The sequence below is a fragment of the Vibrio scophthalmi LMG 19158 genome (assembly GCF_000222585.1).
Lineage (GTDB): Bacteria > Pseudomonadota > Gammaproteobacteria > Enterobacterales > Vibrionaceae > Vibrio > Vibrio scophthalmi.
Map to the genome: position 1 here is coordinate 1 of NZ_AFWE01000079.1, position 12,585 is coordinate 12,585.

The following is a 12,585-nucleotide window of genomic DNA, read 5'->3' on the forward strand; positions in this document are numbered from 1 at the left end:
AGTTTATTGCTTAGATGGCATTAAACACACAAATTGTGGTGGCTATAGCTCAGTTGGTAGAGTCCCGGATTGTGATTCCGGTTGTCGCGAGTTCAAGCCTCGTTAGCCACCCCATTATATAGGTAGCTTTGCTTCCTTTCTTGATGAAAGTTAAGATAAAACCTTGTCGGTGAATAGCGCAGCTTGGTAGCGCATCTGGTTTGGGACCAGAGGGTCGGGGGTTCGAATCCCTCTTCACCGACCACTATACGAAGCCCTAGTCGAAAGACTAGGGCTTTTTTGCATCTGTGCTTTAGCTATTTCTTTATTCATATTGTTTGCGTAGCCGCTAGTTATACAAATCATCATGGTTAGCAGTGACTAATTGCTTACCCTTTTCTTTATTCTCCTCATCGATGCCTTTATCTGCTCTTTACTGGGTTTTTATCACATTACTGTCTCAGTTAGTCCGCTCTTAGCTTTATTTCACTCGTTATATTACTCACCTTCATGCTTTAAGCCATGCGGCAAAATAGATGGTTTTCACCTGATTATTTTTGGGTGGTAAAAATAGAATTAAAGCTTGAGTCGTGCTTATTGTGTGAAGTTAATCACTGGTTGTGTGGTTTTTGGTTGGTTCTAAATATTACTCATTCATCTTAATGGCAGTGTTATGTGTTTTTTTTGTTAATGACGCTTAATTCACTAAATTGATTGATTATGCGCAGGGATTTAACGGTAATTTAGATAATAATCACTAGGTGGCCAGTAATAGCAGTAAATGTTGGCGCTTGCTTATCAGTTTTTCTTATCAATAATTGTATTTTTATGCATTGTTGTGTTTATTAGTTGCTTAAAATATGCGCAAAACTAAATTTTTCCACTGTAAATGTTGCTTTCGTGTGAATTATTTGCCAAATTGAACAGCTAATATTGGCCAGAACGATATTCTGGTAAATGAATGGATTCAGTTTTTCAGACAGGGCAGAAAGCTGTCAAAGCAGTAGAGGTCTGGTAATGTCACTTTTAGAAGTAAGAAACCTGCGTATCGAATACCCATCGCGTCATGGTGTTCATGCTGCGGTTAAATCACTGTCGTTTAATATCGAACGTGGTGAGATCGTTGGCGTAGTCGGTGAGTCGGGGGCCGGTAAATCAACCGTAGGCAATGCAGTTATCGATCTACTTAGCCCTCCGGGCACGATCGCAGACGGTGAAGTGTTCTTAGAAGGCGAAAAAATATCGGGATTAACTCCGCAGCAAATGCGTCGAGTTCGTGGTTCAAAAATCGGTTTCATCTTCCAAGATCCGATGACATCACTTAACCCGTTATTTACCGTTGAACAGCAAATCAAAGAAACGATTCATGCCAACATGAAGGTTTCGGATGAGGAAGCGTATCAGCGCGCACTTAATTTAATGAACCAAGTCGGTATTCCACAACCAGAGAATCGTCTTAAACAGTATCCACACCAATTTTCTGGTGGCATGCGTCAGCGTGTTGTCATTGCGATCGCCCTTGCTGGCGAACCTGACCTTATCATTGCTGATGAGCCAACCACCGCATTGGATGTTTCTATCCAAGATCAAATTCTGACGCTTATTCGTGATTTATGCATCAAGAACAATGTCGGTTGTATGTTGGTTACTCACGACATGGGCGTGGTCTCTAATGTGACCGATCGTGTCGCAGTCATGTATCGAGGCGATCTAGTTGAATTTGGTCCAACCGCGAAAGTCTTAGGCGATCCCGATCACTCCTATACTCGCAGTTTGATTTCTGCCGTACCACGTTCAGACATGAAACTAGAGCGTTTTCCTCTGGTGAGCTATATCGAACAAGCTTCCGAGCTAAAGCCACTGGATATTAAAAATCACTGGTTAGGTCAAAGCCAAGATCAGCGTGACTATAGCGGTGCTCTGCTGGAAGTGGAAAACGTCAATCTTCGCTTTATTACTAAAGACTCTCTATTTGAAAGTCGTCGTGAATATGTACAAGCTTCGAATAACGTCAGCTTCGAAGTAAAAGAGGGTGAGACGTTCGGTTTGGTTGGGGAATCTGGTTCTGGTAAGTCGACCATTGCTCGTGTGATCGCCGGTCTTTATGCACCTAATTCAGGACGCGTTACGTTTGAAGGTATTGACCTGACTTCACTGCGTTCAGAGAAAGAACGTCGTCCGATCCGTCGTCAAATGCAGATGGTTTTCCAAAATCCATATACTTCGATGAATCCGCGCATGAAAGTGTTCGATATTATCGCTGAGCCGATCCGTTTTCATAAACTCACGCGCAATGAAACAGAAACGCGACAGATCGTTAACGATCTTTTGGATCACGTTGGTTTGGGCGTTATGGCTGGGGTGAAGTACCCACATGAGTTTTCTGGTGGTCAGCGCCAGCGTATTTCTATTGCTCGTGCATTGGCAACACGTCCACGCTTGCTGATTTGTGATGAGCCGACCTCAGCATTGGATGTATCAGTACAGGCGCAAATTCTTAACCTGCTGAAAGATTTACAAAGTGAGCTCAACCTCACCATGCTGTTTATCAGTCACGACTTGCCCGTCATTCGTCAAATGTGCGATCGCGTGGGTGTAATGCAAATGGGGACGCTATTGGAGGTGGCTCCAACTGAGCAATTGTTCACTCAGCCTCAGCATGCTTACAGCAAACAATTGATTTCATTAATGCCGGAATTTACTGGCTTAAGAGAAGAAGTAGAAGCGGCACAAGCCGTGGATAGCAAAGTCACCGCTTAGCTATCAAATCAAATAGATGCAAACACAACAACTAGGGATTGGATCCCGCATAAGGAGTTATGCAATGAAAACCATGAAAAGCAAATTAGCAGTGGCGCTAATGGCTGCAGGTCTAAGCTTTAATGCAATGGCGGCAGATATCAAAGTTGGCTACGCAGCTGACCCTGTTTCGTTAGACCCGCATGAGCAGTTATCTGGCGGTACGCTGCAAATGTCACACATGGTATTTGATCCACTTGTTCGCTTTACTCAAGAGATGGATTTTGAACCGCGCCTTGCGCAAAGCTGGGAGCGTATTGATGATAAAACCATGCGCTTCAAACTGCGTGAAGGGGTGAAGTTCCACTCAGGCAATGCTTTGACCGCTGATGATGTGGTTTGGACGTTTGACCGTCTACAAAGCTCGCCAGATTTTAAAGCTATCTTCGACCCATATGAAAAGATTGTGAAAGTGGATGATTACACTTTTGACCTTGTCACCAAAGGTCCATACCCACTGGTTCTACAAACCGCGACTTACATCTTCCCAATGGACAGTAAGTTTTACTCAGGTAACACCGCCGATGGCAAAGATAAATCTGAAGTGGTGAAGCACGGTAACTCATTTGCGTCGACCAATGTTTCAGGTACTGGTCCGTTCATCGTGACTGAACGTGAACAAGGCGTAAAAGTAGAATTTGAACGCTTTAATGATTACTGGGATACCGCTTCTAAAGGTAACGTTGATAAGCTGACCTTGGTGCCAATTAAAGAAGATGCAACGCGTGTCGCAGCACTACTGTCTGGTGGTGTGGATATGATTCACCCAGTCGCGCCAAATGACCACAAACGTGTTAAATCAGCGGAAGGCATCGATCTGGTCACACTACCAGGTACTCGTATCATCACTTTCCAAATGAACCAAAACAGCAATGAAGCGTTGAAAGACGTTCGCGTACGTCAAGCAATCGTGCATGCGATCAACAATGAAGGCATCGTGAAGAAAATCATGAAAGGCTTCGCGACTGCTGCAGGTCAACAAAGTCCGGCAGGTTACGTAGGCCATGATGAAGCACTAGTGCCACGTTACGATCTGAAAAAAGCGAAGCAGTTGATGAAAGAAGCGGGTTATGAGGATGGTTTTGCGCTGAGCATGATCGCGCCAAATAACCGTTATGTGAACGATGCGAAAGTTGCACAAGCGGCGGCTGCGATGCTATCGAAGATCGGCATTAAGGTGGATCTGAAAACCATGCCTAAAGCGCAGTACTGGCCTGAGTTTGATCTCTGTGCAGCAGATATGCTGATGATTGGTTGGCACTCAGATACCGAAGATTCGGCTAACTTGAGTGAATTCCTAACCATGACGCGCAATGCGGAAACAGGTAAAGGCCAATACAACTGTGGTTACTACTCAAACCCAGAAATGGATGCGGTCGTAGAAGCGGCTAACGTAGAAACCGATCCGGCTAAGCGTGCAGCGATGCTGAAAGGCGTAGAAGCGACGCTATACAACGATGCAGCGTTTGTTCCACTGCATTGGCAAAGTGAAGCGTGGGGCGCGAAATCTAACGTGAAAGCGGCAGACATCGTCAACCCAATGGTTATGCCTTACTTTGGCGACTTAGTGGTTGAATAATCACATCCTGTAGTCATAAGGAGGGTGCAATGCCCTCCTTAATAAGCCCAATCTAGATAAGCGTTACTGACGCAGATTAGGTAGACACACGCTCAATTTTGTTTCAGTCGGGTTGAGTGGTTTTTAAGGCTGAATATCTACTTTGGTTGTCAGGTAGAAAGACACCTCAATCAGAGCACTATGGATAGTTAAGGGGCAAGGAATGTTTTCGTTTCTGGTCAAGCGCCTGTATCAGGCACTGATAGTGATGTTTGTGATCAGTTTAGTGGCGTTTGCCATTCAGGATAATCTGGGTGACCCGCTGCGTGAGCTTGTAGGTCAGTCGGTTTCGGAAGCGGAGCGCCAAGCGCTGCGTGATGAATTAGGCTTAAACGATCCCTTTATCACAAAATATACTCGCTTTGTCAGCAACGCGCTGCAAGGTGACTTAGGTACATCTTACTTCTTCAAGCGACCAGCAGTGGATGTGATTTTAGATAAGCTGGTGGCGACGTTAGAATTGGTGTTTGGGGCTACGCTGATCATCGTTTTGTTATCAATACCGCTTGGCGTCTATTCGGCGATTCATCCTAAGAGTATGTTCACCAAATTTATCATGGCAATGAGTAGCGTCGGCATCTCGATTCCAGTGTTCTTAACCGCAATTATGCTGATGTATGTCTTCTCAATTGAGCTTGGGTGGTTGCCATCGTATGGGCGAGGGGAAACCGCGAATGTCTTGGGCTGGGAGTCGGGCTTTTTCACTATAGATGGTCTTAAACACCTGATCTTACCGTGTATCGCGTTAGCTTCAATTATGTTGCCACTGTTTATTCGTTTAGTTCGTTCTGAAATGTTGGAAGTGCTTAGCTCTGAATACATTAAATTTGCCAAAGCTAAAGGGCTGAACCTCAATAAAATCTATTACCAACATGCACTGAAAAATACCATGCTACCGGTTCTTACCGTCGGTGGTGTACAAATTGGTACCATGGTGGCTTATACCATTTTGACGGAAACCGTTTTCCAATGGCCGGGTACGGGCTTTTTGTTCCTAGAGGCAATTAACCGTGTTGATACGCCGTTAATTACCGCCTATGTCATCTTTGTTGGTTTGATTTTCGTGGTTACTAATACCATTGTTGACTTGCTCTACGGCATCATCAACCCAACGGTTAACTTAACCGGAAAAGGAGCTTAGTCATGAGTCATAGTAATATTTCAACGGCTCCTTCATCTGCACCGTCGGCGTGGCAACGTTTTAAACAGTCGGATTTCTTGTATTACTTCAAGCGCGATAAAGTCGCGATGGCGAGTTTTACCGTCTTTATGATGTTCTTGGTACTGGCACTGGCAGCGCCTGTCTTGGCGCCAACTGACCCTTATGATCTTACCTCGATTGATATCATGGATTCGGAGCTACCACCATCCTGGATGGAAGGTGGTGAAGAGCACTTTGTTTTGGGTACTGATGAGCAAGGTCGTGATATTTTATCAACCATTTTGTACGGTTCTCGTTTATCCCTGACTATCGGCTTTCTCGCTGTCGGCTTACAGCTTTTCCTCGGTATCATTATTGGTCTATCGGCGGGCTACTTTGGTGGCCGTGTCGATAGCTTCTTGATGCGTTTTGCTGATGTGCAGCTATCATTCTCGACCATGATGGTGGCTATTATCGTCTCGGCGATTTTCAAAGCCAGCTTCGGCAGTGATTTTTACAATCAATATGCTGTGATCATGCTAGTGGTGATTATTGGTGTGGCAGAGTGGCCGCAGTATGCGCGTACCATTCGAGCGTCGGTATTAGCAGAGAAGAAAAAAGAGTATGTGGAAGCGGCGCGTGTGATGGGCTTTAAAGCGCCTCGCATCATGTTCCGTCATATTCTGCCTAACTGTTTGTCACCGATTTTGGTGATTTCGACGGTACAGGTAGCAAATGCCATCATGTCGGAAGCGGCGCTTTCCTTCCTAGGGTTAGGCTTACCGGTGGACCAACCATCATTAGGTGCGTTGATCAGTATTGGCTTTAACTACATCTTCTCAGGCGCTTGGTGGATTACCGCCTTCCCGGGTATTGTGTTAGTGACCTTAGTGTTAGTGATTAACTTGCTGGGTGACTGGTTACGAGATGTATTTAACCCGAAAATCTATAAAGGCTAAGTCTCTTTAACTTAGCTTCTTATTACTATGCCGCGCTCTGTCGCGGCTTTTTTTCGCCTATGCTTATTTTTGAAAACTTTGTTTGTGTTAACTAACTTCGAACTTTAGTTGAAATTAGTGTCTGATATGTCACTTAGTAAAGGTATATCGCTGCCTTTGTATTTGTTATCAAAGAATAAACACAATAATAAGGAATGAGAGTGAAGCCAGGTAAAACAGGGTTTAGTCGTATTGTGCATGCCACTGGGTATTCGATTCAGGGGTTAAAAGCCGCTTGGTGCAATGAAGCTGCATTTCGCCAAGAGTGTGCTCTATTAGCTACTGCTATCTTTATTACTGTTTTTTTGCCAGTCGGAACAGTTGAAAAGGTATTATTGGTGGGCAGTGTCGCCATCGTAGTGATTGTTGAGTTACTTAATTCTGCTATTGAAGCGGTGGTGGATAGAGTGGGGGCTGAATGGCATGAGTTGAGTGGTCGTGCAAAAGATATTGGTTCGGCAGCGGTATTTATTGCGCTGATATTAGCGGCATTTACTTGGCTATCGATTGTGGGGGATTTACTGTGAAAAAAATACCATTTCACTTTATCGATTTGTTTCGTACCAAGATGAGCTATGCGAGCTTAACCGTCGTGCTAGCACTGTATTTTGCAGTGGTACTCAACTTACCCATCTATAAGGAACTGCATCATATTTTTGCTCAGATGGAGAGTGTAAAGCTGGGCTTTATATGTTCTATCCCTTTATTTTTCTGGGCGGCATTGACGCTGATCTTTAGTCTGTTTAGCTGGCCTTATATAAGCAAACCTTTCTTTATCATTTTACTGATTTGCTCGGCACTGGTGAGCTATGCAGGTTTCAACTACGGGACGATTTTCGATGCGGATATGATCACCAATATCATGCAAACCGATAGCAGCGAAGCAAGCTCTTATCTGAGCTTATATTCGCTAGCATGGTTCGTGCTGTTAGGTATTGTTCCGGCGTTTTTTGTCGCTATGGTTTCTTTTCAACCAGAGTCATTACTAAAGCTGTTTGCGAAAAAGCTGCTTTCAATGGTAGCGGCTGTGGTGGTTATCGTGGCCATTGCCAGCGTCTATTATCAAGATTACGCCTCGGTTGGTCGCAACAACAGTTATCTGAAGAAAGAGATTGTTCCGACGCAATTTGTTTATAGTACTTTTAAATATTTTAAACATACTTACTTCACTACGCCTGTCGCGTATAAAGAGTTGGGGTTGGATGCGCGTCAATCAGAGCAAGCTCTAAAAATGACTCAAGCTAAGCCGACGTTGGTCGTATTAGTTGTCGGAGAAACAGCGCGTTCGCAAAACTATCAACTTAACGGTTATCCACGAAAAACCAATCCATTTACTTCTAAGCTAGATGTTGTTTCGTTCCAAGACGTACGCTCGTGTGGTACCGCAACCGCTGTCTCGCTGCCGTGTATGTTCTCTAATTTGACTCATGACAATTACGATCATGACATTGCTAACAATCAAGATAATGTGATTGATATTCTTAGTCGAGCCGGCATTGCAATGATGTGGGAAGACGATGATGGTGGTGATAAAAGTGTCGCCAAACACATTAAGAAAGAGATGATGAATCATGATCGTAAAGATGCCCTTTGTGATGGCAATACATGTTACGACATGGTGCTGTTAGAGGATTTTGACAAAAACATTCGCCAGCTTTCCGGCAATCGTATGATTGCATTACATCTTATTGGTAGCCATGGACCTACTTATTACAAGCGTTACCCAAAAGAGATGGCGATCTTCCAACCGGATTGCCCTAGAGCCGACATTGAAAATTGCACCAATGAGCAGATCGTTAATAGCTATGACAACAGTATTCGATACACCGATTATGTTCTCAGCCAAATCATCGAACGTTTAAAGGGTTTGGAATCTCAGTATAACACTGCGCTTATTTACCTATCGGATCATGGCGAGTCTCTAGGGGAGGATGGGCTTTATTTGCATGGCGCACCTTACGCGCTAGCACCCGATTACCAAACAACGGTACCGCTGATTGTATGGATGTCTCCGAGCTTTAAGCAATTAAAAACCGTTAACTACGATTGTTTGAAACAGGAAGCGAAACAAACTGAACATTATTCTCACGATAACTTGTTTCATTCACTGCTCGGTATTATGGATGTTGAAACGCAGGTTTATCAGCCTGAATTGGACTTATTTGCCCAATGTCGCCAGCCTCATCAGCAGTGAAAGCCCGAAAGGTGATCTAAGCCTAAGATTTATCTATTACAAACTCTCTACACTAAGGGCCGTATTAAATTACGGCTCTTTTTTTGCATTCACATTTTCTCAACAGTGAATCGTCAATAATGACAATATTTATTAGTTTGGGGAGATGCCATCGAATTAAAGCCACTGTGTCATTGTTAGGCTTTCTCAATCTCGATGTTGTGCATCACGTGTCGCCCGCCGTCAAATCAATAACAACTAAGGTCTGTTTACTATATGGATATTAAATTGCTGCCAGCATCAGCCAAGCCACTTTCAACACTCCTTTGTTCAGTCGCATTAGGTTTTATATTTTTTAGTCCAACCAGTTATGGCGAGCAATTTTTATGCGATGCCACTCAAAGCTCTGCGCAAGAGCTGCCGTTACTTGATAAGTCTTGCCCAATTGGAAATGGTTTATGGGGTAAACAGCAACCGAAAGGCAGTGAATCAACCTTTTGGATCCAGTGTGGCGTGTTGTCTAAACCGCTGAGTGTCGATGAAGCCAAGGTGATTTATCAACAGATCAGTACCGATGTGTGGGGCAAAATTGAAGGTCGTAATGCACGTTGTTTGATTGGCCCATACAATGATTTTGCTCAAGCCAGTAAAGAGCTCAAAGCGGTGAAAACGCTTAAGCCTTACCAGCAAGCTTTTATTCGTGAAGTGGTAAAAGGGGCTGCCGCGACGCCGAAAGCAGCAAAACCTATCGTTACTCAACCTACGGTCATTAAGGCCAATACAGATAAGAAAGTCGCAGAGAAAAAGCAATCGACGACGGTTATTCCTGCACCTAAACCGATCGCGAAGCCAAAACCGGCTGTTGCCGCGATGGTGCCAAAGCCCGCTGATACGCAAGTCACCATACGCCGCGAAGCGGTGATCAACGGCACGCAATATAAAGTGCCTTACATGATTTTTAGTGAGGAACAGTTTTACATGGAGTATGAAATGCCATGGAACCGTTTGAACTTTGAAGGTGCGGCAAAATTGTGCCAGCAGATCGGAATGCAATTACCCAATGCAGAGCAGTGGCAAACCTTGTTAGAGGCGAAATTGATGGTAGGCGAGCAATGGCCAATCCACTTGCCTTACTGGGGCGCTGAGCGCACAGGCTTATTTACTAACGGTAAAACCAACCATATAAAAGGCTCATCACTACTGAATGTGATGTGTGTGAAGTGATTAAATATCAGTAGTCATACCATGCGATAGCTATCTTAGTGTGGTATGACGAGCCTTCCACCCCTACCTTCATACAATATTGTCCCCACACAGTTAGTTTCAATTGTATCAATAAGTTTAATTAATACGATTCAAAGAATTTTTATAGAAAAAAACCAGTGTATGAGCTTGCTCACATATCTGCTGTTTTTATTATAAAAGTGGTTTATTTTCAATCTATTACGAGCATCTTGTGCTTGTAAGGTTTTTCTTACGCAAATAAACTCGCGTGCGAGCGTGTTGGCATTTTGGAATGGTTGTCACACTTTTATAAACCTATATAGTTAGAAAATAATAATGAAATTGAAAACAACACTTTTAGCAACGTCAGTTGCATTGGCTTTGATGGGTTGTGGTAGCGATAGCAGCAGTGACAACAGTGGTAATAACGGCGGTAGCACTGAGTTGGCGAAAAAGGCAGTCATTGCAGTGCCTACAGAAGGTAAATTTATCGATGCTAAAGTTGAAGGTTTGTACTTTGTAAAAGGTGCATTAGAGAACACTGGTGAATTTACTAATACAGACGGTTCATTTTCGATTGATCAAAACAATCCAAACGTTACTTTTATTCTCGGTAATGAGAAGGGTGGCTTAGTTCTAGGTAGTTCTTCTGGCCGTGAAGTTATCACTCCTTATGAAGCGGTAGGTACACAAGACCGTGCCGTTAACTTGGCTCGTTTATTACTGACTATCAATGAAAACGATAATGACTCGTCAATTCTCATTCCGACAGCAATTCGTAATGCCGATAACGCAATGGCTAACCTTCTAGCTAAGATTCAGTTGGATGATTTTAATAGCATTGATGGCAAGAAGGCGGTAGCGGATGTACTGGCTAAAATTAACTCTAGTTGGACAATCGATAATTTAGTTAGTGAAGTCGATGCTCTGGCTCACTTTGAAAAGGATGGTTCAATTGCTAAGCTCACAAATCGAGGTTCAGACGTTCTGTTAACACATTGGACAAAAGGTTCAAACTGGACTTTCGTGGAGCGTTCATCAAAGCAACGTGTAAGCTATGATAATGGTGGTAATTTTGATCTAGTTTTGCATATGGATCGTACATTAGGTGAAGACCTGTATACTAAAGTCACTGGTTTATCAGCAATGTACTTTAAGTCGACAAATGAAGCATTGGTTGGTTTGCCTGGTTCAAATGATGGTAGTGTTACCGGTGATAAAATGGCCATGTACCTAACATGTGACGATCAAGGTGGTGAAGCGGACATATCACGCAATACTACAAATGGTCATACGGTTGTGACTTGTGATGGCGAAGCGATGATTGAAGGCGATATCGATCCAAAATTTGCATCACTACAATCCGCAGGTGGTAATTTTGAATATAGCTTTGTGAACCCGTCATCTACATCTGAATCCGAAGAAAAATTTCTTTGGGACGAAATGACAGAGTTTGGAGGTGTTTATGAGTGTATGGCTAAATCATCTTGTACTGAGCAAGCAATGACAAAGTATGAGAAAATTCGTCGTAATGATGCAGATGATGGTGATACAGAAGAACAGTGGCAAACTGAAATTATGTCTGGCTCATATGATCCAATTACCGATGTCTATACTCAAGTTCGTCGCAAGCATGAAGAAGGTTCCGGATATATCTCTGAAGAAATTAACTTTATATATCCAGTTGAAAAAATGGATATAGATCGTTATGTCGATTTCGTTGGTACTTGGAAAGTAACTGAAAAGTCTTCTGGTGCAACAGAAACGAAAATTTGGGAGTTTACTGAAACAGGTGTAATTATCGATGGTACAGAGACCAGCTACCAAGAACTAGCGAAAATGGATTATTGGTGGTTTGCTACCAATGATGCTGGTATTTCAAAAGCGGCATTGGACCAGTTGAATAGTACCATTCGTTGGAATGACCGTATGGACGGTGAAATTGAAGATAACTTCAAAGTTAACCGTTTTAGTTACATTCCAGCAGGAAAAAATTGGGATCGAGGTGTTCTAACTAATTACACGCTAGAGCAAGCTACTGGACGTAAGCTATCAACGGTAACAATGCAAAAAATCTAAAGCCAAACTAATTGCATCATCGTTTGGTAGTTAGCTTAATCAAATAAAAAGCCCCAAAATAATCTTTGGGGCTTTTTTGATTTTGGAAAAGTTATTATTGAAAAAAGCCACTAGGGGGTAGTGGCTTTAGGTAAATTCAGAAACTTACTAATAATAATTACAGTTCAGCAATCAGTTCGATTTCTACTAGAGCATCTAATGGTAGACGAGCGACTTCTACACATGAACGTGCAGGTTTGTGCTCACCAAAAAACTCAGCATAAGCAGTATTGAACTCAGCAAAATTGTTCATATCAGATAGAAATACCGTCGTTTTTACAACGCGATTTTTTTCACTACCCGCTTCTGCTAGCACAGCACTAATGTTGCGGAAGATCTGTTGTGCTTGGCCTGTTACGTCATCTGCAGCGAACTTCATTGTGGCAGGATCAAGAGGTAGTTGACCTGAAAGGTAAAGCATACCGTTTGATTTGATCGCTTGAGAGAATGGGCCAACAGCCGCTGGGGCTTGGTCTGAAAATACTACTTGCATGGAAACTCCGAAAAAGCACCATCGTGAGATGGTGCCAAAGTG

General features: G+C 43.2%; 9 protein-coding genes and 2 tRNA genes. 10 read left to right on the forward strand and 1 reads right to left on the reverse strand.

Annotated elements, in window-relative coordinates; all coding sequences use genetic code 11:
• Nucleotides 1-38 precede the first annotated feature (38 nt).
• The 10 genes from RH88_RS07060 to RH88_RS07105 all read left to right on the forward strand — a co-directional run bounded on the left by RH88_RS07060 (nucleotide 39) and on the right by RH88_RS07105 (nucleotide 12,011).
• A tRNA-His gene (locus RH88_RS07060) sits at nucleotides 39-114 on the forward strand.
• Between the two features lie 53 nt (nucleotides 115-167).
• Nucleotides 168-244: transfer RNA gene (locus RH88_RS07065), tRNA-Pro, on the forward strand.
• A gap of 752 nt (nucleotides 245-996) precedes the next feature.
• Complete coding sequence (locus RH88_RS07070) at nucleotides 997-2,739, forward strand: dipeptide ABC transporter ATP-binding protein (protein ID WP_005594520.1); 1,743 nt, start codon at nucleotides 997-999, stop codon at nucleotides 2,737-2,739.
• A 64-nt stretch (nucleotides 2,740-2,803) separates the two neighbouring features.
• Nucleotides 2,804-4,357, forward strand: a complete 1,554-nt coding sequence (locus RH88_RS07075; protein ID WP_005594522.1) for an ABC transporter substrate-binding protein — start codon at nucleotides 2,804-2,806, stop codon at nucleotides 4,355-4,357.
• 202 nt (nucleotides 4,358-4,559) lie between these two features.
• Nucleotides 4,560-5,537: an ABC transporter permease gene (locus tag RH88_RS07080; protein ID WP_005594523.1), complete on the forward strand. Its 978-nt coding sequence runs from the start codon at nucleotides 4,560-4,562 to the stop codon at nucleotides 5,535-5,537.
• Nucleotides 5,538-5,539: 2 nt separating this feature from the next.
• Nucleotides 5,540-6,496, forward strand: a complete 957-nt coding sequence (locus RH88_RS07085) for an ABC transporter permease (protein WP_005594525.1) — start codon at nucleotides 5,540-5,542, stop codon at nucleotides 6,494-6,496.
• A 200-nt stretch (nucleotides 6,497-6,696) separates the two neighbouring features.
• Nucleotides 6,697-7,062, forward strand: coding sequence for a diacylglycerol kinase (locus tag RH88_RS07090; protein ID WP_005594526.1), 366 nt, complete (start codon nucleotides 6,697-6,699; stop codon nucleotides 7,060-7,062).
• 41 nt (nucleotides 7,063-7,103) lie between these two features.
• Nucleotides 7,104-8,729 (forward strand): phosphoethanolamine transferase, encoded by a 1,626-nt coding sequence (locus RH88_RS07095; protein ID WP_050798495.1) that lies wholly within the window; start codon nucleotides 7,104-7,106, stop codon nucleotides 8,727-8,729.
• 255 nt (nucleotides 8,730-8,984) lie between these two features.
• Nucleotides 8,985-9,932 (forward strand): SPOR domain-containing protein, encoded by a 948-nt coding sequence (locus RH88_RS07100; protein ID WP_005594530.1) that lies wholly within the window; start codon nucleotides 8,985-8,987, stop codon nucleotides 9,930-9,932.
• 336 nt (nucleotides 9,933-10,268) lie between these two features.
• Nucleotides 10,269-12,011, forward strand: coding sequence for a hypothetical protein (locus tag RH88_RS07105; RefSeq protein ID WP_005594531.1), 1,743 nt, complete (start codon nucleotides 10,269-10,271; stop codon nucleotides 12,009-12,011).
• A 157-nt stretch (nucleotides 12,012-12,168) separates the two neighbouring features.
• Here RH88_RS07105 and RH88_RS07110 read toward each other — a convergent pair whose 3' ends face one another.
• Nucleotides 12,169-12,543, reverse strand: coding sequence for a RidA family protein (locus tag RH88_RS07110; protein WP_005594532.1), 375 nt, complete (start codon nucleotides 12,541-12,543; stop codon nucleotides 12,169-12,171).
• Nucleotides 12,544-12,585: the final 42 nt, after the last annotated feature.

Excerpts from the sequence above, each read along its gene's own strand:
- RH88_RS07080 (WP_005594523.1), top strand. The coding sequence starts at position 4,560 with ATGTTTTCGTTTCTGGTCAAGCGCCTGTATCAGGCACTGATAGTGATG.
- RH88_RS07085 (WP_005594525.1), top strand. The coding sequence starts at position 5,540 with ATGAGTCATAGTAATATTTCAACGGCTCCTTCATCTGCACCGTCGGCG.
- RH88_RS07110 (WP_005594532.1), bottom strand. The coding sequence starts at position 12,543 with ATGCAAGTAGTATTTTCAGACCAAGCCCCAGCGGCTGTTGGCCCATTC.
- RH88_RS07105 (WP_005594531.1), top strand. The coding sequence starts at position 10,269 with ATGAAATTGAAAACAACACTTTTAGCAACGTCAGTTGCATTGGCTTTG.
- RH88_RS07075 (WP_005594522.1), top strand. The coding sequence starts at position 2,804 with ATGAAAACCATGAAAAGCAAATTAGCAGTGGCGCTAATGGCTGCAGGT.
- RH88_RS07100 (WP_005594530.1), top strand. The coding sequence starts at position 8,985 with ATGGATATTAAATTGCTGCCAGCATCAGCCAAGCCACTTTCAACACTC.
- RH88_RS07070 (WP_005594520.1), top strand. The coding sequence starts at position 997 with ATGTCACTTTTAGAAGTAAGAAACCTGCGTATCGAATACCCATCGCGT.
- RH88_RS07095 (WP_050798495.1), top strand. The coding sequence starts at position 7,104 with ATGAGCTATGCGAGCTTAACCGTCGTGCTAGCACTGTATTTTGCAGTG.